Origin of the sequence: Pseudomonas sp. B21-051 (assembly GCF_024748795.1) — a bacterium.
Lineage (GTDB): Bacteria > Pseudomonadota > Gammaproteobacteria > Pseudomonadales > Pseudomonadaceae > Aquipseudomonas > Aquipseudomonas putida_A.
This window is the reverse complement of sequence record NZ_CP087166.1, coordinates 1,424,841-1,449,385: the sequence shown is the minus strand read 5'-3', so window position 1 is coordinate 1,449,385 and position 24,545 is coordinate 1,424,841. Positions and strand designations below refer to the sequence as shown.

Here is a 24,545-nt window from a genome sequence, read left to right as displayed (position 1 = left end):
CATGTCGAAATTTTTTATCGACCGTCCGATTTTCGCCTGGGTAATTGCCCTGGTGATCATGTTGGTCGGGGCACTCTCGATCCTGAAATTGCCGATCAACCAGTACCCGAGCATTGCACCGCCGGCCATCGCGATCTCCGTGACCTACCCGGGCGCTTCGGCGCAAACCGTGCAGGACACCGTGGTCCAGGTGATCGAACAGCAACTCAACGGGATCGACAACCTGCGTTATGTGTCCTCGGAAAGTAACTCCGACGGCAGCATGACCATCACCGCGACCTTCGAGCAAGGCACCAACTCCGACACCGCGCAGGTTCAGGTTCAGAACAAGCTGAACCTGGCCACCCCGCTGCTGCCGCAGGAAGTGCAGCAACAGGGTATCCGCGTCACCAAGGCAGTGAAGAACTTCCTGTTGGTGATCGGCGTGGTGTCGCGTGACGGCAGCATGACCAAGGACGACCTGTCCAACTACATCGTGTCGAACATGCAGGACCCGATCTCGCGGACCGCCGGTGTCGGTGACTTCCAGGTCTTCGGTGCCCAGTACGCGATGCGCATCTGGCTCGATCCGGCCAAGCTGAACAAGTACAACCTGACGCCGTCTGATGTCAGCGCCGCGATCTCGGCGCAGAACGTTCAGGTGTCTTCCGGTCAGCTCGGCGGTTTGCCGGCGCTGCCTGGCCAGCAACTGAACGCCACGATCATCGGCAAGACCCGTCTGCAGACTGCCGAGCAGTTCAAGGCGATCCTGCTGAAGGTCAATCAGGACGGTTCCCAGGTCCGTGTCGGCGACGTGGCCGATGTGGGTCTGGGCGGTGAAAACTCGAGTATTTCTGCGCAGTTCAACGGTAGCCCGGCGTCCGGTCTGGCGGTAAAACTGGCCAACGGTGCCAACGCCCTCGACACCGCCAAAGCGCTGCGCAAGACGATTGACGACCTCAAGCCGTTCTTCCCGCAAGGCATGGAAGTGGTGTTCCCGTATGACACCACTCCGGTTGTGACCGAGTCGATCAAGGGTGTGGTTGAAACCCTGGTCGAAGCGATCGTGCTGGTGTTCCTGGTGATGTTCCTGTTCCTGCAGAACTTCCGCGCCACCGTCATCACCACGATGACCGTGCCGGTGGTATTGCTCGGCACGTTCGGCATCCTTGCCGCCGCCGGTTTCAGCATCAACACCCTGACCATGTTCGGTATGGTGTTGGCCATCGGCTTGCTGGTGGACGACGCCATCGTCGTGGTGGAAAACGTCGAGCGGGTGATGGCCGAAGAAGGCCTGTCACCGAAGGAAGCGACCAAGAAGTCCATGGGCCAGATCCAGGGTGCCCTGGTCGGTATCGCCCTGGTGCTGTCGGCGGTACTGTTGCCGATGGCGTTCTTCAGCGGCTCCACCGGTGTGATCTACAAGCAGTTCTCGATCACCATCGTCTCGGCCATGGCCCTGTCGGTAATGGTTGCACTGATCTTCACCCCGGCGCTCTGCGCAACCATGCTCAAGCCGATTGCCAAGGGTGACCATGGCACGCCGAAAAAAGGTTTCTTCGGCTGGTTCAACCGCAATTTCGATCGCGGTGTCAGGAGTTACGAGCGCGGTGTCGGCAACATGCTGTCGCGCAAAGCCCCTTACCTGCTGGCGTACCTGCTGATCGTCGTCGGCATGATCTGGCTGTTCACCCGCATTCCAACCGCGTTCCTGCCGGAAGAAGACCAGGGCGTACTGTTCGCCCAGGTGCAAACCCCGGCCGGTTCCAGTGCCGAACGTACTCAAGTCGTGATCGACGAGATGCGTACCTACCTGCTGGATAAAGAAGCGGGCGCGGTGTCCTCGGTGTTCACCGTGAACGGCTTCAACTTCGCCGGTCGTGGTCAGAGCTCGGGTCTGGCGTTCATCATGCTCAAGCCATGGCACGAGCGTGATGCGGGCAACAGCGTGTTTGCCCTGGCACAGCGTGCGCAGCAACACTTCTTCAGTTTCCGCGATGCGATGGTGTTTGCATTCGCCCCGCCGGCGGTACTGGAGCTGGGTAACGCCACCGGTTTCGACGTGTTCCTGCAGGATCGCGCCGGCATCGGTCACGAAAAACTGATGGAAGCCCGTAACCAGTTCCTCGGCATGGCCGCGCAGAGCAAGGTGCTCTACCAGGTGCGTCCGAACGGTCTGAACGACGAGCCGCAATACCATCTGGAAATCGACGATGAGAAAGCCCAGGCCTTGGGTCTGAGCCTCTCCGATATCAACAGCACCCTGTCGATCTCCTTCGGTAGTAGCTACGTCAACGACTTCATCGACCGTGGTCGGGTGAAGAAGGTTTACGTGCAAGGTCAGGCCGGGGCGCGCATGAGCCCGGAAGACCTGAAGAAGTGGTACGTGCGCAACAGCGCCGGGACCATGGTGCCGTTCTCCGCGTTCGCCAAGGGCGAGTGGATCTACGGTTCGCCGAAACTGGCCCGTTACAACGGCGTCGAAGCGATGGAAGTGCTCGGTTCTCCGGCGCCGGGTTACTCCACCGGTGAAGCGATGGCCGAAGTCGAAGCGATTGCCAAGAAGCTGCCGGCCGGTGTCGGTATCTCCTGGACCGGTCTGTCCTACGAGGAACGTCTGTCGGGTTCGCAGGCGCCAGCGCTGTACGCCCTGTCGCTGCTGATGGTGTTCCTGTGTCTGGCGGCGCTGTATGAAAGCTGGTCGATTCCGATCGCGGTCATGCTCGTGGTACCGCTGGGGATCATCGGTGCGTTGATGGCCACCAGCCTGCGCGGTCTGTCCAACGACGTGTACTTCCAGGTGGGCCTGTTGACGACCATCGGTCTTGCGGCTAAAAACGCCATTCTGATCGTCGAGTTCGCCAAAGAGCTGCATGAACAAGGGCGCAGTCTGCGCGATGCGGCGATCGAAGCGTGCCGCATGCGTCTGCGACCGATCATCATGACCTCGCTGGCGTTCGTCCTCGGTGTAGTACCTTTGGCAATCTCCACTGGTGCCGGTTCGGGTAGCCAGCACGCGATCGGTACTGGCGTGATTGGCGGTATGCTCACGGCCACGATCCTGGCGATCTTCTGGGTCCCACTGTTCTTCGTCACGGTTTCGTCCATCGGCCAGCGTAAAATCGCCGACCCGGACGAGACGACTGAAACTCCTAAAGAGGCTGGCCAATGAGCAAGTCGCTACTCTCCATCGCAGTCGCCGCCTTCGTGCTGAGCGGTTGCTCGCTGATCCCCGATTATCAGCAGCCTGAAGCACCGGTCGCGGGCCAGTACCCGCAGGGCCCGGCGTACTCGCCGGCCCAGGCTCCGGCGCAAGCCGCTGCCGAGCAGGGCTGGAAGCAGTTTTTCCATGACCCGGCCCTGCAACAGCTGATCCAGGTGTCGCTGGAAAACAACCGCGACCTGCGTGTCGCGGCGCTGAACATCGACGCTTATGCGGCTCAATACCGCATCCAGCGTGCCGACCTGTTCCCGGCGGTTTCGGCCAATGCCAGCGGCAGCCGTCAGCGGGTTCCGGCCCGTGCGTCGCAGACCGGTGAAGCGAACATCAGCAGCTCCTATACCGCGACCGTCGGCATCAGCGCCTACGAACTCGACCTGTTCGGTCGGGTGCGCAGCCTGAGCGAACAAGCGCTGCAACAATATTTCGCCACCGAAGAAGCGCGCCGCAGCACCCAGATCAGTCTGGTGGCCAGTGTGGCCAACGCCTACATGACCTGGCAGGCCGACAAGGAACTGCTCAAGCTGACGCAAGACACCCTCGGTGCCTTTGAAGAAAGCTACAAGCTGACCAGCCGCAGCAACGAAGTCGGTGTGGCCTCGGCGCTGGACCTGGCGCAGTCGCGCACCTCGGTGGAAAACGCCCGGGCGCAACTGGCCAAGTACACCCGTCAGGTGGCTCAGGACGAAAACAGCCTGACGCTGCTGCTCGGCACCGGCATCCCGGCCAATCTGCAAGCGGCCAAACCGCTGTCGGATGACCTGCTCAGCGATGTACCGGCCGGTCTGCCTTCGGACCTGCTGCAGCGTCGTCCGGACATCCTGCAAGCCGAGTACAACCTGAAAGCGGCCAACGCCAACATCGGCGCCGCCCGTGCAGCGTTCTTCCCGAGCATCAGCCTGACCGCCAACGCGGGCAGCCTGAGCCCGGACCTGTCCGGTCTGTTCAAGGGCGGCTCGGGTACCTGGCTGTTCCAGCCGCAGATCAACCTGCCGATCTTCAACGCCGGCAGCCTGCGCGCCAGCCTCGACTACGCCAAGATCCAGAAGGACATTGGCGTGGCGAACTACGAGAAGTCGATTCAAACCGCCTTCCAGGAAGTCGCCGACGGCCTGGCCGCGCGCCAGACCTACACCGAGCAGCTGCAGGCGCAGCGTGACTTCGTCGCGGCCAACCAGGATTACTACCGCCTGGCCGAGCGTCGTTACCGCATCGGTGTCGACAGCAACCTGACCTTCCTCGACGCCCAGCGTCAGCTGTTCAGTGCGCAACAGGCGCTGATCACCGACCGCCTCGCGCAGCTGACCAGTGCGGTCAACCTGTACAAGGCCCTGGGTGGTGGCTGGAATGCGCAGACCGCGCAGAACGAACCGCTGAAAGAAGAAGCACCGAAGATGAAGCTGTTCTGATCATCCGGTGAACACAAGGAGCCCGCCATTTGGCGGGCTTTTTGTTGCCTGCGATCTTTTGCTGTTCGATAATCGCCCAAAACCTGCTTTCCCCGATTGAATCCCGCACATCGCCCCCCGCACCATTCGCTCCACAAAACCAATAACAACAGGTTCGACACCATGCTCCCGCGCCCTGTCCCGTCCGGCTGATCGCCGCCGCTTCATCCCTGATTCTGCAAGCTCGTGCCCGCCCCGAAAATGGCGGCAACGGCTCCGTTCGACCTAAAAAAATAACAAGAGACCCTGCGATGACTCATCCAACTGCGCCGTACGCCCTTCCCGGCCTGATCGCCCTGGCCCTGACCGGCGCCGCCCTCCCCGCCGCAGCCGAAGAAGCCGGTTTTATCGAAGGCGCCAGCGCCAACCTGAACCTGCGCAACTTCTACATCAACCGCAACTTCACCAATCCGACCAAGGCTCAGGGCAAGGCTGAAGAGTGGACGCAGAACTTCATTCTCGACGCCAAATCCGGCTTTACCCAGGGCACCGTCGGCTTCGGCATGGACGTGCTCGGCCTGTACTCGGTAAAGCTCGATGGCGGCAAAGGCACCGGTGGCACGCAACTGCTGCCGCTGGATCACGACGGCCGTCCGGCGGACAACTTCGGCCGCACCAACGTCGCGTTCAAGGCCAAGCTGTCGCAGACCGAAATCAAGGTTGGCGAATGGATGCCGGTGCTGCCGATCCTGCGCTCGGATGACGGCCGTTCGCTGCCGCAAACCTTCCGTGGCGGGCAGATCACTTCGAAGGAAATCAACGGGCTGACCCTCTACGGTGGCCAGTTCCGCGCCAACAGCCCGCGCGACGACAGCAGCATGAGCGACATGTCGATGTTCGGCAAAGCGGCGTTCACCTCCGATCGCTTCAACTTTCAGGGCGGTGAATACCAGTTCAACGAAAAACGCACGCAGATCGGTCTGTGGAACGCCGAACTCAAGGACATCTACAGCCAGCAATACGTCAACCTGATTCACAGCCAGCCACTCGGTGACTGGACGCTGGGCGCCAACCTCGGCTTCTTCTACGGCAAGGACGACGGTAGCGCCCGCGCCGGCGAACTCGACAACAAGACCTGGTCGGCGATGTTCTCGGCCCGCTACGGCGGCAACACCTTCTACGTCGGCCTGCAGAAACTCACCGGCGACAGCGCCTGGATGCGCGTCAACGGCACCAGCGGCGGCACGCTGGCCAACGACAGTTACAACTCCAGCTACGACAACGCTCAGGAACGCTCCTGGCAGGTGCGTCACGACTACAACTTCGCCGCCCTGGGCATCCCCGGCCTGACCCTGATGAACCGCTACATCAGCGGCGACAACGTGCACACCGGAACCATCACCGACGGCAAGGAGTGGGGCCGCGAATCGGAACTGGGCTACACCGTGCAGAGCGGCACCCTGCGCGACCTCAACGTGCGCTGGCGCAACTCGACCATGCGCCGCGACTTCAGCAACAACGAGTTTGACGAGAACCGCCTGATCATCAGTTATCCGATCAGCCTGCTCTGAACCCGTACGCCGGCGCTGCACAAGCGGCGCCGGCATCAACCACTGGTCAGCCCGGACTGGCGATTTGTCGAGGCGCAGATACAGTCAACAGAGTGTGTAAATTCTCCAGCCTGCTGTAGGAGCCCTTAGTTTTCTTCCGTTATCTCCGGATGCTGTACGCGAAGCTGCCTTGGCCACGGAGGTCAGGTATGAGCAAGCGAATAGTTATCGTCGGTGGCGGTGTAGGTGGAACCATGCTGGCCAATCAACTGGTCGGCAAGCTGTATCCCGAAGTTCTACGCGGCGACGTCTCGATCACATTACTGTCCAGTTCCCCCGATCATTACTACAAACCTGCGTTCATGTACGTGGCGTTCAGCCAGTTCTTCGAAGAGGAACTCAAACGTCCGGAACGCTCACTGTTGCGTCCGGAAATCAGTTTCCATGTCGAAGAAGTCACCCGTTTCGACTTTTCCGGGCAGCAATTGCGCACCCGTACCGGCAAGCGCTTCGACTATGATTTTCTGGTGATCGCCACCGGCTGCGTGCCGGCGCCGGAACGCATCGAGGGTCTGCAAGAAGCTGGCGACCACTTCTATCAATACCTTCCTGCCCGGCAGCTGGCGCAACGCCTGAACACCATCGTAAAAGGCCGGATTTTCATTACCGTGTCCTTCCCGCAGACACCGAACGTCCCGCACCAATGCGGAATCGCGCCCGTGGAAACGACATTGATGCTGGATGATCTGTTGCGTCGCCGGGGTGTTCGCGAGCAAGTGGAAATCATCTACACCTACCCGACGGTTGCCCAGCTATTGCGCAACTGTCTGTTCTTGCAGCGTCCCACGGGTGAAATCCTGCCGAGCATTTTTGCCCGGAAAAACATTCATTTTCAGCGCGGCTTCACCTTGAGCCATGTGGATCCCGATGCAAAAGTCGCCCACTCAGCCGAGGGCGACGCGCAACCCTTCGATATCCTGATGGCTACTCCGCCAATCCAGGCCGTCGGGGTGGTGCGTGAATGCGGCCTCTCACAAGCCGCCAATGATGAAGGATGGCTGCCGACCAATCACGAAACGCTGCAGGTCTACGGCCTGGAGAATGTCTACGTGATCGGCGACACCGTCGACCTGCCGGTCAGCAAGGCCGGTGGCGCCTGTCATAACCAGGCGCCGGTGATCGCCAACAACATCACGGCCCAGATCCGTCTTGGCGCACCCAACTCGGTATACGACGGTCGGGTACAGGCGGTAGCCCAAATGGGCCTGAATGCCGGGATGCCACTGTGGTACGACTACGCCCACGATGTATTGCCGACACCCCCGACCAAATTGGGCGGTCTGCTCAGAAACGGTTTCAATCGCGGTCTTTACTGGGCGGTGGCCCGGGGAATGCTTTGACCCTGCACAGGGAGGAGTGATTGCTCATGAACATGCCCGAGGAAATGTCAGCCACGCCCGGGTTCACTGCGCTGATGGCGAAACTGCAGCCGTTAATCGATGGCGGACGCCTGGAGAATATTGTCGACCTGCTTTCCCTGGTTTCCGACATCGCCGATCTGCTCGACGCGGCCATGGTGGAAAAACTCGCGCAATTGTTCGAGAGCGGCACTGCCGCCACCTGGACAGTCAGTAATGCAGTGCGCGTAGCCAAAGCCGAAGTATCGGCACAGTCAGCGGCGCCGGGCACTCTGGCGTTGCTCAAACTGATGAATGAAGAGGACACACGCAAAGGCGTGGCCGTTGTCCTGAAAACCCTCAACGTCATTGGACGACAACTGTAAATCCGCCAGAGAGGACCTCCTCATGAGCGCCAAACTCGAAACGGCAGGGAACGCCTGCACCCACTGGGACGCCAAGGCGTACCAGCAGTTTTCCCGTCTCAGGCAGCGCCCGGTCAACGAATTGCTCGACCGCGTCGATCTGCACGACCCCAAACACATTTATGACCTGGGCTGCGGCACCGGCATTGCCACGCAGTTGCTGGCCGAGCGCTGGCCGCGTGCGCAGTTGCTCGGTGTCGACAGCTCGCGGCAGATGCTTGATCAGGCTCGATGTCTGCCGATCAACGCCCGCTGGCAAGAATGCGACCTGCTCGACTGGCAACCCGGACAACCGGCCGACCTGCTGCTCGCCGCAGCGGTGCTGCATTTCATTGGCGATCATCAACACCTGCTGCCGCGCCTGCTGGGGCATCTGAACCCCGGTGGCTGTCTGGCGGCGCACATGCCGGACTGGCGCGATGCCTTGTGGTATCGACTGATGCTCGACACCCTCGACGATGCCGGCCCGGGACACGCCCCCATCGGCACAGCAGAACTGCGCCGGCGCATGGCGGCGCGGCCGTTGTTGGCATTGGAGGACTACTACCGCGTGCTGGCGCCGCTGACCACGTCGCTGGATATCTGGGAAACCGAGCAACTGCAAGTGGTTGACGGCAAGTCGCCGGTGTACGACTGGGTGAAGGTCTCGGCGCTGCGGCCGGTGATGCAGGCACTGACGTCACAGGAGCAGGCGCGGTTTATCTACCACTACCTGATGCGGGTGCATAAGCATTATCCGCCGGAGAAAAACGGGCAGACACTGTTTCCGTTCAAGCGGATTTTCATTGTGGCCAAGGTTTGAAGATCAAAAGATCGTCCGATCGCGGCCCGAGCCTTCGGCAGCTCCTACTTTGGAATGCATTTCTCTGTAGGAGCTGCCGCAGGCTGCGATCTTTTGATTCTGATGCTTACTCCCGGGATTCAACCCCAAGCTCATCCCACACCGACTCCGCCAGATGAAACGTCGCATTCGCCGCCGGGATCCCGCAATAAATCGCACTCTGCATGATCACTTCCTTGATCTCGCCCCGGCTCACACCGTTGTTGGCCGCCGCACGCAGATGCAATTTCAGTTCGGCCTCGCGGTTCATCCCGATCAGCATGGCGATGGTGATCAGGCTGCGCGTGTGCCGTGGCAGGCCCGGGCGGGTCCAGATATCCCCCCAGGCGTGACGCGTGATCATCTCCTGGAATTCCGAGTTGAACTCGGTCAGCGCATTCAGGCTGCGATCGACGTGAGCATCGCCCAATACTGCACGGCGGACTTGCAGGCCTTCGTCGTAACGTTGTTTCTCGTCCACAAACTTTCCCTCACTGAGCGTTCAGAAACGCCAACACACGATCACTGAAAGCGGCACCGGCCTGCACGTTGGACAGGTGCGCGGCATAGAACTCGGCGTACTCGGCGCCGCGCACATGCTCCTGAATGAAATGCCCACCAGACGGTGGCGTTACCGCATCTTCGGTACCCGCGATGACCAGCAGCGGCAGGTTGATCGAGGCCAGTTGTTCACGGAAGTCGGCATCACGCACCGCCGCGCAATTGGCCGCATAACCTTCAGGCGACGTCGCCGCGAGCATGTCGGTGATCTTCTTCGCCGCGGCCGGATTGGCCGCGGAAAAGTCCGGGGTAAACCAACGGGCAATCGACGCATCACGCAGGGCGACCATCGCTGCCGGACCGTCACGCAGCACGGTTTCAATACGCGGGTTCCACACCGACGGATCGCCGATCTTCGCGGCGGTGTTGCACACAATCAGTTTGTGCAGATGATGACCGGCATTGATCCCCAGCCACTGGCCGATCAAGCCACCCATCGACAGTCCGCAAAAATGCGCACGCTCGATGTGCAGCGCATCGAGCAAGCCGAGCACGTCGCGGCCCAGTTGCTCGATGCTGTATGGCCCCGGTGTCACCAATGACTGGCCGTGACCACGGGTGTCGAAACGCAGCACCCGGAAGTGCTCGGTGAACGCCGGCATCTGCGCGTCCCACATGTGCAGGTCGGTGCCCAGCGAGTTGGACAGCACCAGCACCGGTGCGTCGACCGGGCCTTCAATAACGTAATGCAGTTCGCCATCGGCGAGTTGAACGAAAGCCACAGCCCTCTCCTATCAGACAGACAATGCGTTATGTTCGGCCACTGCGCGCTCGACCCAGACTTGCGCCTGGCCGAGGTAATGCGCGGGGTCGAGCAGATGATCGAGTTCGGTGCTGCTCAGTTCGGCAGTCACTTGCGGCTCGTCGCCGAGTACCGCACGCAGGTGGCGCTGTTCGGCCACCGCGCGTTTGCAGCACTGTTCAAGCAAGTGATGCGCGGTGTCGCGGCCGACCCGTTGCGCGAGGACGATGCTCACCGCTTCGGCCAGCACCAGCCCTTGAGTCAATTGCAGATTGCGCGCCATGCGCTCGGCGTCGACTTCCAGACCATCGGCCAGCAGGCGCGCCTGTTGCAGCGTACCGGACACCAGGCAGCAGATGTCCGGCAGGGTTTCCCATTCGGCATGCCACAGCCCGAGGCTGCGTTCATGCTCCTGAGGCATGGCGCTGAACAACGTCGAAACCAGCCCCGGCACCCGCGTCGCCGCGCCGATCAACACCGCCGCGCCGACCGGATTGCGCTTGTGCGGCATGGTCGACGAACCGCCCTTGCCCGGCGCCGACGGCTCGAACACTTCCGCCGCTTCGGTCTGCATCAACAGACTGACGTCGCGCCCGAGCTTGCCAAGGCTGCCGGCGATCAAACCGAGTACCGCGCCGAACTCGACGATGCGATCACGCTGGGTGTGCCACGGTTGCTCAGGCAAAGTCAGTTGCAGCTCTTCGGCCAACGCCTGCGCGATCGGCAGCGCTTGCTCGCCGAGCGCCGCGAGGGTGCCGGAAGCACCGCCGAATTGCAGCACCAGCAGCCGCGGCTTGAGTTCGCGCAGACGCTGACGGCTGCGGCTCACCGCGCCGAGCCAACCGGCGATCTTCATCCCGAGGGTGACGGGCGTGGCGTGCTGCAGCCAGGTGCGCCCGGCCAATGGCGTCGCCGCATGACGTCTGGCCTGGGTGGCGAGCGAGTCGGCAAGCGCTGCCAGATCGCATTCAATCAGCTCCAGCGCCTGCCGCAATTGCAGGACCAGCCCGGAATCCATCACGTCCTGACTGGTAGCGCCCAGATGCACATAGCGCTCGGCCTCGGCACTGCTTGCGGCGATCTGCTTGCCCAACGCCTTGACCAGTGGAATCGCCGAGTTACCGGCCGTGGCAATCGCCTCGCCCAGCGCCGCGAAGTCATACAGACCGGCATTACAAGCGGCGGCAATCGGCGCGACGGCGGACGCCGGAATCACCCCGACCCGCGCTTCGGCCCGGGCCAGCGCCGCTTCGAAATCGAGCATCGCCTGCACCCGGCCCTGATCGCAGAACACCTCGCGCATGTCGCGGGCCGTGAAGTAGGCATCGAACAATTGATTGCCCGGTCGCTGAGTCATAAACAGTCCTTGCCGGCGCGGGCCATCGCGGCTCGCGCTCATCGGTTTACAGATCGTGGTGCAAGTACGCCGCCTGTTTCGGCAGGCGCAGGCTGAACAGGAACGCCACCGCCATCATCACCGTGACGTACCAGTAGAACGCGTTTTCCATACCCCCGGCCTTGAGGCTCAGGGCCACGTATTCCGCCGAACCGCCGAAGATCGCGTTGGCCACTGCATAGGCCAGACCGACGCCGAGGGCGCGGACTTCCGGCGGGAACATCTCGGCTTTCACCAGGCCGCTGATCGAGGTGTAGAAACTGACAATCGCCAGCGCCACAGTGATCAGCACAAAGGCCAGAATCGGGCTGCTGACGCTTTTCAGGCTCAGCAGGATCGGCACCGTGAACAGCGTGCCGAGCGCGCCGAACCAGAGCATCGAATTACGCCGGCCGATCTTGTCGGCGAGCATGCCGAACAGCGGCTGCATGCACATATACAGGAACAGCGCGCCGGTCATGATGTAGCTGGCGGTCTTGGCGTGCATGCCGGCGGTGTTCACCAGGTACTTCTGCATGTACGTGGTGAAGGTGTAGAAAATCAGCGAGCCACCGGCGGTGTAACCGAGTACGGTGATGAACGCGGCTTTGTGATCACGGAACAGCGCGCGGATGCTGCCGGCGTCCTTGTTCTCGCGCATTTCCTTGCTGGTGGTTTCTTTCAGGGAGCGACGCAGGAACAGCGAAATCACCGCCGCCACCGCACCGACCACAAACGGAATCCGCCAGCCGTAAGCACGCAGTTCATCTTCACTGAGGAACTGTTGCAGGATCACCACCAGCGACACCGCCAGCAGTTGCCCGCCAATAAGCGTCACGTACTGGAACGAGGCGAAAAAGCCGCGCTGGCCCTTGAGCGCGACTTCACTCATGTAGGTGGCGGTGGTGCCGTACTCGCCGCCCACTGACAGGCCTTGCAACAGCCGCGCGAACAGCAACAGCAGCGGTGCCCAGACGCCGATGCTGGCGTAAGTCGGCAGACAGGCGATGAGCAGGGAGCCGAAACACATCATCAGCACCGAGATCATCATCGAGGTCTTGCGGCCCTTCTTGTCCGCCAGCCGCCCGAAAATCCAGCCGCCAATCGGGCGCATCAGGAACCCGGCAGCGAACACCCCGGCCGTGTTGACCAGTTGCACCGTGGGGTTGTCGGAGGGGAAAAACGCCGGGGCGAAATAGATCGCGCAGAAGGCGTAGACGTAGAAGTCGAACCATTCGACCAGGTTGCCGGACGAGGCACCGACAATGGCGAAGATACGCTTGCTGCGCTCCTCGCCGGTGTAATGAGCGGTGGTAGTTGTCATTGTTTTTTACTCTGAAGGGACAGGTGAGAGTCTAGACACACTTCGCAACAGTCCCGTTCCACAGTTCCATCTGCAACATAGTTCTCCCCTGTGGGAGCGAGCCTGCTCGCGAAGAGGGAGTGCCAGACGACATTTACGTTGGCTGACCCACCGCTTTCGCGATCAGGCTCGCTCCCACAGGGGATTGGGGCGAACTTCAGTAATCGAAGAACACCGTCTCCGCCTCAGTGCCCTGCAAAATCACATTCCACTGATAAACACCCGCCGCATCCGGCTTCGCCAGCAACGTCCCGCGGCGCTCGGCCGGCACACATTCCAGCAGCGGATCATTGACGTTCGCCGGATCGCCTTCGAAGTAGATGCGTGTCAGCAAGTGCTTGACCAGACCACGGGCAAACACCAGCACCACCAGATGCGGCGCCTGGGTCGAGCCCTTCAGGCCTTCGACCGTGCCCGGTTTAATCGTGGTGAAACGGAAGCGCCCTTCGGCGTCCACCGGCACCCGGCCAAAACCTTCGAAATGCGGGTCCAGCGGTTTGTCCTGCTCGTCTTCCGGGTGCGCGTACTTGCCGGCGGCGTTGGCCTGCCAGACTTCGAGCATCGCGTCGTTGACCACATCGCCGTTGCCGTCAACGACTTGGCCGGTGATCGCCACGCGCTCGCCGAGGGTTTGTTCGACGGTGAGGTTTTCGCGGTTCAGCCAGGTCAGGCCGATGTGGTAGTACGGCCCGACGGTATGGGACGTGGTGGCAGTCAGCGTCATCTTATTTCTCCATCGGCGTGGCGTCGCGGCCGCGCAAGACGATGTCCCAGCGATAGCCGAGGGCGTAGGACGGAATGGTTTTTTCCAGATCGAAAGCGGCGATCAGACGTTCCTTGGCGGTGGTGTCCGGCACGCAGTTGTAGATCGGGTCGTAGGCCAGCAGCGGGTCGCCGGGGAAATACATCTGCGTCACCAGACGGGTGAGAATGCTCGGCCCGAACAGCGAGAAATGGATGTGCGCCGGGCGCCACGCGTTGTGGTGGTTGCCCCACGGATAGGCGCCGGGCTTGATGGTCTGGAACTGATACCAGCCGTCGGCGTCGGTCACGGTGCGGCCGGTGCCAGTGAAGTTCGGGTCCAGCGGTGCGTCGTGCAGGTCGCGCTTGTGGTTGTAGCGGCCGGCGGCGTTGGCCTGCCAGATCTCCACCAGAATCCCCGGCACCGGCAAACCGTTTTCGTCGAGCACACGGCCGTGAATGATGATGCGCTCGCCCAACGGCTCGCCGTCGTGCTGAGCAGTCAGGTCGTTGTCTTTCTCGGCGACGCGTTCGGCACCGATGGTCGGGCCGGTGATCTCCGACAACGAATGCGGCAGAAACACCAACGGCTTGGACGGCGAGCGCAGGTTGGTGGATTGATACGTCGGGTGCAGGTATTCAGGCTGGGTGCCTTCCTGCGGACGACGGTAGCCAGGCTTGTCAGTCATTTCGCTTTCCTCTGTTCTTATCAGTCGACGCGCTGCGTCAGACGCGTTCGATGGCCAGGGCCAGACCCTGCCCGACGCCGACGCACATGGTCGCCAGACCTTTCTTGCCGCCGGTCTTTTCCAGCTGATGCAACGCAGTCAGTACCAACCGCGCCCCGCTCATGCCCAACGGGTGACCCAAGGCAATCGCGCCACCGTTCGGGTTGACCTGCGACGCATCGTCGGCCAGACCCAATTCACGCAGCACTGCCAGGCCCTGGCTGGCGAAGGCTTCGTTGAGTTCGATCACATCGAAATCGCTGACCGCCACGCCGAGACGCTCGATCAGTTTGCGCACCGCCGGCACCGGGCCGATGCCCATCACCCGTGGCGCAACGCCGGCGCTGGCCATACCCAGCACTTTGGCCCGTGCTGTCAGGCCGTGTTTTTTCACCGCTTCCGCCGACGCGAGAATCAGCGCGGCAGCACCGTCGTTGACGCCGGACGCGTTGCCGGCGGTGACGGTCTTGTCCGGGCCGTTGACCGGTTTGAGTTTGGTCAGCGCTTCAAGCGTGGTGTCGGCGCGTGGATGCTCGTCCTGGCTGATCACGGTTTCGCCCTTCTTGTGGGCAATCCGCACTTCGACGATTTCTTCGGCGAAGTAACCCGCAGCCTGCGCGGCGGCCGTGCGTTGCTGACTGCGCAGGGCGAAAGCGTCCTGATCGGCGCGCGACACTTTATAGTCGTCAGCGACGTTGTCGGCGGTTTGCGGCATCGCGTCGACGCCGTACTGAGCTTTCATCAACGGGTTGATGAAACGCCAGCCGATGGTGGTGTCTTCCAGCTTCATGTTGCGCGAGAACGCTGCGTCCGCCTTGCCCATCACGAACGGCGCGCGGGACATCGACTCGACACCGCCGGCAATCGCCAGCTCCATCTCGCCACTGGCAATGGCACGGAACGCAGTGCCGATCGCGTCCATGCCCGAGGCACAGAGACGGTTGAGGGTCACGCCCGGCACGCTGTCCGGCAAGCCCGCCAGCAGCAGCGCCATGCGCGCCACGTTGCGGTTGTCTTCGCCAGCCTGGTTGGCGCAGCCGAGGAACACTTCGTCGATCGCGTTCCAGTCCACCGAGGGATTGCGTTCCATCAATGCCTTGATCGGCACGGCGGCCAGATCGTCGGCGCGCACGGCGGACAGACCACCACCGAACCGGCCGATGGGGGTACGAATCGCATCGCAGATATACACGTCACGCATCATGCTTCTCCCGGTGCCTGGCCGTGGGCGGCGGCGGTGCGCGCTTCGAGATCGCGCAGTGCAGTCAGTTCGACTTCGGTCGGTGCCGCCGTGGTTTCAACGTTGTCGGCAAAACGAATGGCCCAACCGGTGGCGGCGACCACTTGCTCGCGGGTCACGCCCGGGTGCAGCGCGGTGACCACGAATTCGTGGGTGCCCGCTTCCGGCTCCATGATGCACAGGTCGGTGATGATCCCGACCGGGCCGGCACCCGGCAGGCCCAGACGCTTGCGGGAATCGCCGCCCTCGCCGTGACCGACCGAGGTAATGAAGTCGAGCTTGTCGACGAACGAACGCGCCGACTGCTTGAGGATAATCAACACGCTTTTCGCCGAACCGGCGATCTCCGGCGCGCCACCGGCACCCGGCAGGCGCACTTTCGGCGCGTGATAGTCGCCGACCACGGTGGTATTGATGTTGCCGAAACGGTCGACCTGCGCGGCGCCGAGAAAACCGACGTCGATGCGCCCACCCTGCAGCCAATAGCGAAAAATCTCACCGGTCGGTACCACGGTGTCGGCGGTCTCCGCCAGTTCACCATCACCGATCGACAGCGGCAGCACGCTCGGCTTGGCGCCAATCGGGCCCGATTCATAGATCAGCACCACGTCCGGCGACGAAGTCAGGCGCGCGAGGTTGGCCGCTTTCGACGGCAGGCCGATGCCGACGAAGCACACCGAGCCGTTCTTCAGGCGACGGGCCGCAGCGACGGTCATCATTTCATTGGTGCTGTAAGTCATTACTTGGCCTCCGAAGCAGCGGCCAACTTGGCCTGGAACTCGCTGAAGTCAGCGCAGCCATGGATGTATTCGTTGATCCACGCGGTAAACGTCTCACGGTCACGGGCGATCGGATCCCACGCCTGATAGAAACGATTGTCACGCTCGGTGTAACCGTGGGCGTAGGACGGATGCGCGCCGCCGGGTACGTGGCAAACCGCGCTCAAGGCCCAGGTCGGCAGCACGCAAGCGTTCATCGGTGCGTTGAGGTTGTCGACGATTTCCTCGACGGTGACGATGCAGCGCTTGGCCGCCAGTGCCGCTTCTTTCTGCACCCCGAGAATGCCCCACAGCAGCACGTTGCCCTGACGGTCGGCTTTCTGCGCGTGGATCACGGTGACGTCCGGACGCACCGACGGCACGGCCGCCAACACTTCACCGGTGAACGGGCAGGTCACGGATTTGATCAGCGGGTTGACCTTCGGCAGGTCGGAACCGGCGTAGGCTCGCAGCACGGCGAACGGTAGGCCGGAAGCGCCGGCGACGTAGGCATTGGCCAGGTCGGCGTGGCTGTGCTCTTCGATTTCCAGCGCATGCGGCCATTGTTTCTCGACCGCATCGCGCAGACGGTGCAGCGAACCCACACCCGGATTGCCGCCCCAGGAAAAGATCAGCTTGCGTGCACAACCGGCACCGATCAGTTGGTCGTAGATCAGGTCAGGCGTCATCCGCACCAGGGTCAGATCTTTCTTGCCCTGACGAATGATTTCATGACCTGCTGCCGTAGGGATCAGGTGAGTGAAGCCTTCGAGCGCGACGGTGTCGCCGTCGTTGACGAATTGCTTCACCGCGTCGTGCAGCGAAAGGATCTCAGCCATGGAGCAGGCTCCCGTTTTTGTAGTGAATCGCCAGTGATAAAAAGGCGCGAGGTTCAGCGCCGGAGTCACTGCAGATTAAGCCGCTGAAAATCGCCAAACAATCCGATAATCGACTGAGTGTTCGTTTATCGAACGGATTGTTATCAACCTATCGTTCTGTGTTGTCGGCAAAAGATCGCAGCCTGCGGCAGCTCCTACAGGTGTACGCATTACAATGTAGGAGCTGCCGAAGGCTGCGATCTTTTCGGCTTAAACCGCGATATCAGGTCGCATCCGCATGACTCACCATGCCCTTGATCACCACCGCCGTCGTCGCCAGCCCCGCCGGAATCACCAACGCCGTCAGCACCTGCTCGAAATTCCAGCCCAACCCCAGCAGCGTCGCGCCCATCCACGCCCCGAGAATCGCGCCAAAGCGGCCAATCCCGAGCATCCACGACACCCCGGTCGCCCGCCCCTGGGTCGGATAAAACCGCGCCGCCAGCGAAGGCATCGCCGATTGCGCACCGTTGACGCACATCCCCGCCACCAACACCAAGGTCGCCAGCAACGTGATGTTGCCCAGGCTCTGCCCTACCGCGTAGGCAAACACCCCGGCCAACAGATAGAACGTGCCGATGACCTTGTGCGGATTGAAGCGGTCCATCGCCCAACCCACAGCGACGGCACTCAACACCCCGCCGAACTGGAACAACGCGCCAATGAACGCCGCCTGCTCCATGCTCGCGCCGCTGTCACGCATCAGGGTCGGCAGCCAACTGGTCAGCAGGTAAACGATGACCAGGCCCATGAAGTAGGTCAGCCACAGCAACAACGTGCCGGCGCTGTAGGTGCCGGAGAAAATCACCGCGAACACGTTGCGCGCCTTCACGGTTTTCTGTTCCGGCACACTGAAACTCGCCGCCTGCGCCACGGTGACCGGATCGATCGGCGACAAGGTCTTGCGTACTTTGTCGGTGCCGCGATTGCGCACCACCAGAAAACGCGCCGATTCCGGCAGCCAGAACAGCAGCACCACCGCGAGGATCAGCGGCAGGATCCCGCCGATCAGCAGCAGGCTGTGCCAGCCGAACGCCGGGATCAGCTTCGCCGAAATGAAACCGCCACCGGCCATGCCGAGGTTGAAGCCGCAGAACATGCTGGTCACCAGCAAGGATTTCTTGCGCTCCGGGGTGTATTCCGAGAGCAGCGTGGTGGCGTTGGGCATGCCGGCGCCCAGACCGAGGCCGGTGAGGAAACGCAGCACCAGCAATTGTTCGACGTTGGTGCTGTAGGCCGAAGCCAGACTGAAAGCGCCGAACAGCAGCACCGCGCCGACCAGTACCACTTTGCGCCCGAAACGGTCAGCCAGAGGGCCGGACCCCAGTGCGCCAAACACCATACCGATCAACGCGGCGCTCATCACCGGGCCAAGGCTGGCGCGGTCGATGCCCCAGTCCTGGGACAACGCCGGCGCAATAAAACCCATCGCCGCGGTGTCGAGGCCATCGAGAAACACAATCAGGAAACACAGGATCACCACGCGCCACTGATAGCGCGAGATCGGTTGGGCATTGATGAAGGTCTGCACGTCGAGGCAGTTACCTACAGCGGACTGAGGCTGGTTCATTATTTTTATTCCACGCAAAAAACGCAGTCGAACGGCGGCCGGCCAAAGAGCGGCACGGTCACAAGAATAGAAGATCGAAATCAGGCGTTGCGGTGAATCCGGCAACAGGGAATGGAGCTGAGACAGTCGGGGAGCATGCGCATGGTGAGTTGCCTCTTGTCATTATTATGGGAGTCGACAATCCGGCAGGCTCATTCAAATCTGCGCCGGATGACGCTGCCGCGACATTAATGATCCGAAGCTTTTAGCGTCAATTCGATAAACGCAACACTGTGCGTTTATCGAACAGCTTCATCAGGCGAACAGCTGCGCGCTGAGGTCGCGGCTGGCACTGAGCAGGCCCGGCAGGAAGCGTTGTTCCAGTTCAGTGCGACTGACGCGACCGGCGTGGGTACTGACGTTGAGCGCCGCGACCACCTGGCCTGACGCGTCGTAGACCGGCACGGCAATCGAACGCAGGCCTTGTTCGAGTTCCTGATCGACGATGCACCAGCCCTGCTGCCGTACTTCCTGCAGGCATTCGAGCAGACTTTCCGGGGTATGCAGCGTGCGGCTGGTCTTGGCCACCAGTTCGGCATGGTCGAGGTATTCGCGCAGCGAAGTGTCGTCCAGCGCCGCCAGCAGGATGCGGCCCATCGAGGTGCAATAGGCCGGCAGACGCCCGCCCACCGACAGGTCCACCGAGATCAACCGCTGCGTGGTCGCCGAACGGGCGATGTACAGAATGTCGTCACCCTCGAGCGTGGCCATGTTGCAGGCTTCGTGCAGTTGCTCGCTCATGCGGTCGAGATACGGCTGGGCCGACACCGCCAGCGGCGTCGACGACAGATACGCGTGGCCGAGGGTCAGCACTTTGGGCAGCAACGAGTAAGTACGGCCATCAGTGGTGGCGTAACCCAGTTTGATCAGTGTGTGGAGGCAACGGCGCACGGCGGCGCGGGGAATTTCCGTGCGATGGCTGATCTGCGCAATGGTCAGGTGCCGCTTGCGCTCCTGAAACGCCTGCACCACCGCCAGGCCACGGGCCAGCGAGGTCATGAAATCCGGATCGCCGGTCAGCGCCTGGATACGCTTGGCCGGCGAAGCGACGATCGGCGGCGCCACGGAGGTGAAGGAGTTGCGCATTTGATCGTTCATTTCTTGTCCTTGTTTCCGGCACGGATCAATGGCTATACAAGCGGCTCGCCGACGGATGCACAAGAGTCGAGTCGCCAACATCGGGCGATTATCGAACCGCCGACCGATTATCGCAATCCATCCCCGGCTGTCGTGCATGGCTTCTTGATTCGTTCACCTGGCCTGTTCATCCAACTTCGCTGCCCCCCTTAGTTGTTCGACTTAATGGCGCCAGAAACTGAACGCGAGTCCTTAAAAGGTTTCGGCGAATTTCAACTAGCGATAAAACTTGTCAGTAACAAAACGATCACACATCCCGAACCGTTTTTAACTTGGCAAAGATAGTCATTCCTGAATCGACCGCTATAATGCACCTCAGTGGCGCCACGTTTTCACTGGCCGAGGGTGCCGCCTGCTGACCCGATGCCTATTGCCGTCAGCCCGGCCAGCGCCTGACGCTCATTATTCATGCACCGCCAGCGCGCTTGCTGAAACAGGAAACTGATGCTGCGTCAGTTTTAATCTGGTGCCGTAGCCGCCTGCAACATGGAAGTCTTGATCGCCCTGCCGATAACGCCAATGCCCGAACCGGCATTGCCCTTTGGTGGACGTGTTCAATCGACTCGTTGCCGAGCGTTTCACCAGATATTTATCTCAACTCAAACAGGTAGCACTGTGACGAAAGACGAACTGCGCGCGGAACTTGAGCGCCAGGAACAACGTTACAAGGAAGTTTACGGCGGGGAAGTCACCACCTACGCCGCTCAACCCGAACCGGAACGCAAGGCATGGCGTAAACGCCCTACCGTTCAGGATCAGGTTTTCCAGCAAGAACTGAAAAAGATGGAAGAAGAACTCAAAACCGAAGAGCCCTGAACGGGCGATCCTGAGATTTTCGAGAGTCTGCGTCGCCACCGGCTAAAAGCACGGTGACCCGACCATGCCTTGCGCGCCCGCTACCCGCGGGCAGCGGCCCACCTCCCCTGTCCTGCACGGGAAAGGAGCGTGTCTGACTCGTTTCAGAGATATTTCACACAAGCGTTTGAGGCCCTCGCGCGCTCGACAAATTGCCTGCTGCCCTAAGTTTTTTTCAAGCTAATCAACGACTTGAAAAACCCTGCGTCAGGCTAGGGCTTTGCACCTTGCAACAATTTAATTCGACATTGATTGCTACCGATGAGCAGGTAGGGGATCGATTTCCAGTCTTTTCTGGCATAATCGCGCCCCCTTATGACCGGGTCAGAAAACCTTCATGATCGATTTATTCAGCGGACTGGATGCTTGGGTGCTTGTGAGCCTCTTGCTCGCCCTGACGTTTGTCCTCGCCTTCGAGTTCATCAATGGATTTCATGACACCGCTAACGCGGTAGCCACTGTTATCTACACCAAAGCCATGCCGCCTCACCTGGCGGTGTTCTTCTCCGGTGTGTTCAACTTCCTCGGCGTGTTGCTGGGCGGCGTTGGCGTGGCGTATGCCATTGTTCACCTGCTGCCGGTAGAACTGCTGATCAATGTGAACACCGGCCATGGCCTGGCGATGGTGTTCTCGTTGCTCGCCGCGGCGATCACCTGGAACCTGGGCACCTGGTACTTCGGTATCCCGGCCTCCAGTTCCCACACACTGATCGGCTCGATCCTCGGCGTCGGCCTGGCCAATGCCCTGATCAACAACATCCCGTTGGCCGACGGCGTGAACTGGCAGAAAGCGATCGACATCGGCGCCTCGCTGGTGTTCTCGCCAATGGCCGGTTTCCTGATCGCCGCGCTGATCCTGATCGGCCTGAAGTGGTGGCGCCCGCTGTCGAAGATGCACAAGACCCCGGAACAGCGCCGCAAGATCGACGACAAGAAGCACCCGCCGTTCTGGAACCGCCTGGTCCTGGTGATCTCGGCCATGGCCGTGAGCTTCGTGCACGGCTCCAACGATGGCCAGAAAGGCATCGGCCTGATCATGCTGGTATTGATCGGTATCGTGCCTGCGCAGTTCGTCCTCGACCTGAGCAGCACCACTTACCAGATCGAGCGCACCCGCGACGCGACCCTGCACCTGAGCCAGTTCTACAAGCGCAATGCCGATTCCCTGGGCGAATTCCTGGCCCTGGGCAAAAGCGTTGAAGGCGACCTGCCGGAGAAGTTCCGCTGCAACCCGCAGCAGACCGAACCGACCATCAACGCCCTGCTTGGCACCCTTAAAGGTGTAGCGGACTACCATTCGCTGTCCTCGGAAAGCCGCATCGAAGTCCGTCGTTACCTGCTGTGCCTGGACGACACCGCGAAGAAAGTCGGCAAGCTTCCGGGCCTGGAAGCGCGTGAAAAAGCTGACCTGGACAAACTGCGCAAAGACCTGACCACCACCACTGAATATGCCCCGTTCTGGGTGATTCTGGCGGTGGCCCTGGCCCTTGGCCTGGGTACTATGGTCGGCTGGAAACGCGTGGTACTGACCATCGGCGAGAAGATCGGCAAGCAAGGCATGACCTATTCCCAAGGCATGTCGGCGCAGATCACTACTGCCAGTTTGATCGGTATGGCCAACATCTTCAGTCTGCCGGTATCGACCACTCACGTTCTGTCCTCGGGAGTGGCGGGCACCATGGTCGCCAACAAGAGCGGCCTGCAGGGTGGGACTGTTCGCACTATCCTGCTGGCGTGGGTTCTGACCTTGCCGGCGACGGTGGCGCTGTCGGCTGGGTTGTTCTGGTTGGCGTCCAAAGCGTTGGGTAGCTGATAGGCTGCTTCAAGCTTTGATGAAAAGGCGCGATTCGAAAGGATCGCGCCTTTTTTGCTTTGGTTGGATTGGGGGCATATCCGTTGCTACGGGTGCCGCCGCTGGCGGTTTCGCTCTTACAGCGAGTCACCTTTTCCAGACGCCGAAAAGGTAACCCAAAAGGCTTTGCCCCGGCGTACGGCACTTCGCTGAGGCTCAGTGTTCCCTCGCTACGGTGCCCATCAGGGGGCATCGCCTACGGTTTGCTTCGCTGCACCTCCTCTCGATGTATGCGGCTTCGCCGCATGGCGCTGCGCGCCCACCCCCTGATGGACACCTACGCTCGGCCTGCCGAAGGGGCTGAAAATCAAAAGCCACATCAAGAGCCAAAGCCAGAGCCAGAGCCAGAGCCAGAGCCAGAGCCAAAGCAGATCAAAAGATCACAGCCTTCGGCAGTTCCTACAGGGGATTGGGTGTATTCAGTTTGGGATTTGGTCGGCTATCAGGCCGCCTTCGCGAGCAAGCTCGCTCCCACAGGGGGATGGGGTGTGGTCAGTTAGAGACTGGTCGGCTCGCAGGCCGCCATCGCCAGCAGGTACAGTTCAGATTTCGTGCACCCCATGCGGCGAAGCCGCCCCACTCAACACAATGAGCGTTAGCTCGAGTAAAGCTTTTGATCTGAGGGCCCGTCGGCAGGCTGAGTGGAGGGATTTATCCGGGGGTGGGAGCGCAGCGACCGTTTGGCGCAGCCAAACACAGCGAGAGGAGGTGCAGCGAAGCAAACCGTAGGCGCTGCCCCCGGATGAATCCCGCAGCGAAGGAACCCGAGCCTAAGCGAGGGCCGAACGTCAGGGTAAAGCCTTTTGGGTTACCTTTTCGGCGTTTGGAAAAGGTGACCCGCCGTAAGGGCGGAACCGTAATAAGCAACACCCGCAGCAACGGATATACACCCAAAACCCCAAGAACATGGTCGGCCCAGCGGCCGCCAAAAACACAAAAAAAAGGGCAACCGAAGTCGCCCAAAATGCCTTGCGTGCTCATCAAACCCGGAAAGACTACTTCTTGCGCTTATTCGCATCCTTCCAGATAAAAAATCCAAACCCTGCAAAAAACAGAACCATGAGACCTACGGTCAGAACCCCGGCAAACACCACGTTATCGAAAAACATGACTGTGGCCTCCTGGCCCCTGCTTTGCTGCGATGGAGCTAAGTTAACCAATCACGCAGGCGCAGAAATTGACCAGGATCAAGTCCGGTCAACACAGAAGGTAAACGCGGGAAAATAACTGACCTGCATCAAAGGATGCAGGGGGAGATCAACGCTTTTTCGGCTTGTTTTTCGACTTTTTCTTAACTTTTCCCAACGGCATCGCCTGCTCGAAGGCCTTGCGCACTTCGTTCAGGCGCTTTTCGTTGAGATCATGCACACGCTTGGCGCGCTCGGTGCCGAGGTCGATCAGTTTTTCATCTTGGCTCATGACGTTCAGCGCATCACTTGAAGAAAACACAACTGCCGCATCAGAGGCAGGACTGCGCCAATCATGCAGCCTGACGCCAGAGCTCGACAACAATTGATGTAAATAAGCAGACTCAGATCTCGATATCGACCCACAAGCCCTGACGCGGCTGATCTTCCATCAGCGGCACCACCGGCACCGTGTTGTCAGCATTCAGCTCGGTGCCCGGCACGGCCAGATGTTCTTCCGGGTCTTCGTCGGCTTCGCGCCGGCGACGATCACGTTCCTGCTGACGGCGCTGTTCTTCGCGCGCCAGCAGGCGATCCTCTTCCGGGTCGCGTTTTTGCAGGTCGATCGTGCTTTCGTTGGAGCTTTCCTGCACCGGCACCACCGGAGGAATGTCCGGCCGCTGGCGAATCGGATCCTGCTGGGAAGTGATCGGCACAGCGCTCAGGGGGAGCATCGGTGGCAGCATATGAAGGGTCTCCTGTCAGCAGGCTATCGGCTGCGGCAAAGGCGCCTTGAGCCA

Annotated in this window: 22 protein-coding genes; 8 read left to right on the top strand and 14 right to left on the bottom strand. The window is 61.0% G+C overall.

Translation table 11 applies throughout. The annotated features are described in order from the left end of the window. Position 1 precedes the first annotated feature (1 nt). From emhB to LOY52_RS06405, 6 genes are all read left to right on the top strand, one after another. The gene (gene emhB, locus LOY52_RS06430; protein ID WP_103369022.1) at positions 2-3,151 is read left to right on the top strand and encodes an efflux RND transporter permease subunit EmhB; all 3,150 of its coding nucleotides are present in this window, start codon (positions 2-4) and stop codon (positions 3,149-3,151) included. Continuing rightward, positions 3,148-4,608, top strand: coding sequence for an efflux RND transporter outer membrane subunit EmhC (emhC, locus tag LOY52_RS06425; protein WP_027614404.1), 1,461 nt, complete (start codon positions 3,148-3,150; stop codon positions 4,606-4,608). Before emhB ends, emhC begins: the two co-directional genes overlap by 4 nt. A 290-nt stretch (positions 4,609-4,898) precedes the next feature. Continuing rightward, a complete protein-coding gene (locus LOY52_RS06420; protein WP_258678776.1) occupies positions 4,899-6,158 on the top strand; it encodes an OprD family porin in 1,260 nt (419 codons plus the stop codon). Positions 6,159-6,346: 188 nt separating this feature from the next. Next, a complete protein-coding gene (locus LOY52_RS06415; protein ID WP_258678775.1) occupies positions 6,347-7,537 on the top strand; it encodes an FAD/NAD(P)-binding oxidoreductase in 1,191 nt (396 codons plus the stop codon). A gap of 26 nt (positions 7,538-7,563) precedes the next feature. After that, entirely contained in the window at positions 7,564-7,920 is a 357-nt protein-coding gene (locus LOY52_RS06410) for a hypothetical protein (RefSeq protein ID WP_258678773.1), read from the top strand. A 22-nt stretch (positions 7,921-7,942) separates the two neighbouring features. Beyond that, positions 7,943-8,761: a methyltransferase domain-containing protein gene (locus LOY52_RS06405; RefSeq protein WP_258678768.1), complete on the top strand. Its 819-nt coding sequence runs from the start codon at positions 7,943-7,945 to the stop codon at positions 8,759-8,761. A gap of 106 nt (positions 8,762-8,867) precedes the next feature. Here the strand turns inward: LOY52_RS06405 and pcaC are convergent, their stop codons facing one another. The 11 genes from pcaC to pcaR form a co-directional block, all read right to left on the bottom strand. Further along, entirely contained in the window at positions 8,868-9,260 is a 393-nt protein-coding gene (pcaC, locus tag LOY52_RS06400; protein WP_003222417.1) for a 4-carboxymuconolactone decarboxylase, read from the bottom strand. A 10-nt stretch (positions 9,261-9,270) separates the two neighbouring features. After that, a complete protein-coding gene (gene pcaD / locus LOY52_RS06395) occupies positions 9,271-10,062 on the bottom strand; it encodes a 3-oxoadipate enol-lactonase (protein WP_258678766.1) in 792 nt (263 codons plus the stop codon). Positions 10,063-10,074: 12 nt separating this feature from the next. Further along, entirely contained in the window at positions 10,075-11,439 is a 1,365-nt protein-coding gene (locus LOY52_RS06390) for a 3-carboxy-cis,cis-muconate cycloisomerase (protein WP_258678764.1), read from the bottom strand. 46 nt (positions 11,440-11,485) lie between these two features. Next, positions 11,486-12,781 (bottom strand): MFS family transporter, encoded by a 1,296-nt coding sequence (locus tag LOY52_RS06385; RefSeq protein WP_258678763.1) that lies wholly within the window; start codon positions 12,779-12,781, stop codon positions 11,486-11,488. A 196-nt stretch (positions 12,782-12,977) separates the two neighbouring features. Next, the gene (gene pcaG / locus LOY52_RS06380) at positions 12,978-13,544 is read right to left on the bottom strand and encodes a protocatechuate 3,4-dioxygenase subunit alpha (RefSeq protein WP_007963164.1); all 567 of its coding nucleotides are present in this window, start codon (positions 13,542-13,544) and stop codon (positions 12,978-12,980) included. Position 13,545: 1 nt separating this feature from the next. Continuing rightward, complete coding sequence (gene pcaH, locus LOY52_RS06375; RefSeq protein WP_258678760.1) at positions 13,546-14,250, bottom strand: protocatechuate 3,4-dioxygenase subunit beta; 705 nt, start codon at positions 14,248-14,250, stop codon at positions 13,546-13,548. A 37-nt stretch (positions 14,251-14,287) separates the two neighbouring features. Continuing rightward, positions 14,288-15,493, bottom strand: a complete 1,206-nt coding sequence (gene pcaF / locus LOY52_RS06370; protein WP_258678757.1) for a 3-oxoadipyl-CoA thiolase — start codon at positions 15,491-15,493, stop codon at positions 14,288-14,290. Then, a complete protein-coding gene (locus LOY52_RS06365; protein WP_258678756.1) occupies positions 15,490-16,269 on the bottom strand; it encodes a CoA-transferase subunit beta in 780 nt (259 codons plus the stop codon). The genes pcaF and LOY52_RS06365 overlap by 4 nt, the downstream gene beginning before the upstream one ends. Continuing rightward, the gene (locus LOY52_RS06360) at positions 16,269-17,126 is read right to left on the bottom strand and encodes a CoA transferase subunit A (protein ID WP_003222404.1); all 858 of its coding nucleotides are present in this window, start codon (positions 17,124-17,126) and stop codon (positions 16,269-16,271) included. The genes LOY52_RS06365 and LOY52_RS06360 overlap by 1 nt, the downstream gene beginning before the upstream one ends. A 262-nt stretch (positions 17,127-17,388) precedes the next feature. Next, entirely contained in the window at positions 17,389-18,735 is a 1,347-nt protein-coding gene (locus tag LOY52_RS06355) for an MFS transporter (protein ID WP_258678755.1), read from the bottom strand. Positions 18,736-19,029: 294 nt separating this feature from the next. Beyond that, the gene (gene pcaR / locus LOY52_RS06350) at positions 19,030-19,872 is read right to left on the bottom strand and encodes a pca regulon transcriptional regulator PcaR (protein WP_007963153.1); all 843 of its coding nucleotides are present in this window, start codon (positions 19,870-19,872) and stop codon (positions 19,030-19,032) included. Between the two features lie 654 nt (positions 19,873-20,526). Between pcaR and LOY52_RS06345 the strand changes: the two genes are divergently transcribed. Continuing rightward, complete coding sequence (locus LOY52_RS06345) at positions 20,527-20,727, top strand: hypothetical protein (protein ID WP_003222398.1); 201 nt, start codon at positions 20,527-20,529, stop codon at positions 20,725-20,727. Positions 20,728-21,103: 376 nt separating this feature from the next. Beyond that, on the top strand, positions 21,104-22,579 hold the full coding sequence (locus tag LOY52_RS06340) for an inorganic phosphate transporter (RefSeq protein WP_003222397.1): 1,476 nt from the start codon (positions 21,104-21,106) through the stop codon (positions 22,577-22,579). A gap of 1,034 nt (positions 22,580-23,613) precedes the next feature. Here LOY52_RS06340 and ccoM read toward each other — a convergent pair. The 3 genes from ccoM to LOY52_RS06330 form a co-directional block, all read right to left on the bottom strand. Beyond that, positions 23,614-23,727: a cytochrome c oxidase subunit CcoM gene (gene ccoM / locus LOY52_RS27295; protein ID WP_003222396.1), complete on the bottom strand. Its 114-nt coding sequence runs from the start codon at positions 23,725-23,727 to the stop codon at positions 23,614-23,616. A gap of 148 nt (positions 23,728-23,875) precedes the next feature. Then, on the bottom strand, positions 23,876-24,037 hold the full coding sequence (locus tag LOY52_RS06335) for a hypothetical protein (RefSeq protein ID WP_258678753.1): 162 nt from the start codon (positions 24,035-24,037) through the stop codon (positions 23,876-23,878). Positions 24,038-24,149: 112 nt separating this feature from the next. After that, on the bottom strand, positions 24,150-24,491 hold the full coding sequence (locus LOY52_RS06330) for a hypothetical protein (protein ID WP_003222394.1): 342 nt from the start codon (positions 24,489-24,491) through the stop codon (positions 24,150-24,152). Positions 24,492-24,545 lie beyond the last annotated feature (54 nt).

Bases quoted from the DNA above. Each gene is read 5' to 3' on its own strand.
- emhB (WP_103369022.1), top strand. From the start codon at position 2: ATGTCGAAATTTTTTATCGACCGTCCGATTTTCGCCTGGGTAATTGCC.
- emhC (WP_027614404.1), top strand. From the start codon at position 3,148: ATGAGCAAGTCGCTACTCTCCATCGCAGTCGCCGCCTTCGTGCTGAGC.
- LOY52_RS06420 (WP_258678776.1), top strand. From the start codon at position 4,899: ATGACTCATCCAACTGCGCCGTACGCCCTTCCCGGCCTGATCGCCCTG.
- LOY52_RS06415 (WP_258678775.1), top strand. From the start codon at position 6,347: ATGAGCAAGCGAATAGTTATCGTCGGTGGCGGTGTAGGTGGAACCATG.
- LOY52_RS06410 (WP_258678773.1), top strand. From the start codon at position 7,564: ATGAACATGCCCGAGGAAATGTCAGCCACGCCCGGGTTCACTGCGCTG.
- LOY52_RS06405 (WP_258678768.1), top strand. From the start codon at position 7,943: ATGAGCGCCAAACTCGAAACGGCAGGGAACGCCTGCACCCACTGGGAC.
- LOY52_RS06390 (WP_258678764.1), bottom strand. From the start codon at position 11,439: ATGACTCAGCGACCGGGCAATCAATTGTTCGATGCCTACTTCACGGCC.
- LOY52_RS06385 (WP_258678763.1), bottom strand. From the start codon at position 12,781: ATGACAACTACCACCGCTCATTACACCGGCGAGGAGCGCAGCAAGCGT.
- pcaG (WP_007963164.1), bottom strand. From the start codon at position 13,544: ATGACGCTGACTGCCACCACGTCCCATACCGTCGGGCCGTACTACCAC.
- pcaH (WP_258678760.1), bottom strand. From the start codon at position 14,250: ATGACTGACAAGCCTGGCTACCGTCGTCCGCAGGAAGGCACCCAGCCT.
- pcaF (WP_258678757.1), bottom strand. From the start codon at position 15,493: ATGATGCGTGACGTGTATATCTGCGATGCGATTCGTACCCCCATCGGC.
- LOY52_RS06365 (WP_258678756.1), bottom strand. From the start codon at position 16,269: ATGACTTACAGCACCAATGAAATGATGACCGTCGCTGCGGCCCGTCGC.
- LOY52_RS06360 (WP_003222404.1), bottom strand. From the start codon at position 17,126: ATGGCTGAGATCCTTTCGCTGCACGACGCGGTGAAGCAATTCGTCAAC.
- LOY52_RS06355 (WP_258678755.1), bottom strand. From the start codon at position 18,735: ATGAACCAGCCTCAGTCCGCTGTAGGTAACTGCCTCGACGTGCAGACC.
- pcaR (WP_007963153.1), bottom strand. From the start codon at position 19,872: ATGAACGATCAAATGCGCAACTCCTTCACCTCCGTGGCGCCGCCGATC.
- LOY52_RS06340 (WP_003222397.1), top strand. From the start codon at position 21,104: ATGATCGATTTATTCAGCGGACTGGATGCTTGGGTGCTTGTGAGCCTC.
- ccoM (WP_003222396.1), bottom strand. From the start codon at position 23,727: ATGTTTTTCGATAACGTGGTGTTTGCCGGGGTTCTGACCGTAGGTCTC.
- LOY52_RS06335 (WP_258678753.1), bottom strand. From the start codon at position 24,037: ATGAGCCAAGATGAAAAACTGATCGACCTCGGCACCGAGCGCGCCAAG.
- LOY52_RS06330 (WP_003222394.1), bottom strand. From the start codon at position 24,491: ATGCTGCCACCGATGCTCCCCCTGAGCGCTGTGCCGATCACTTCCCAG.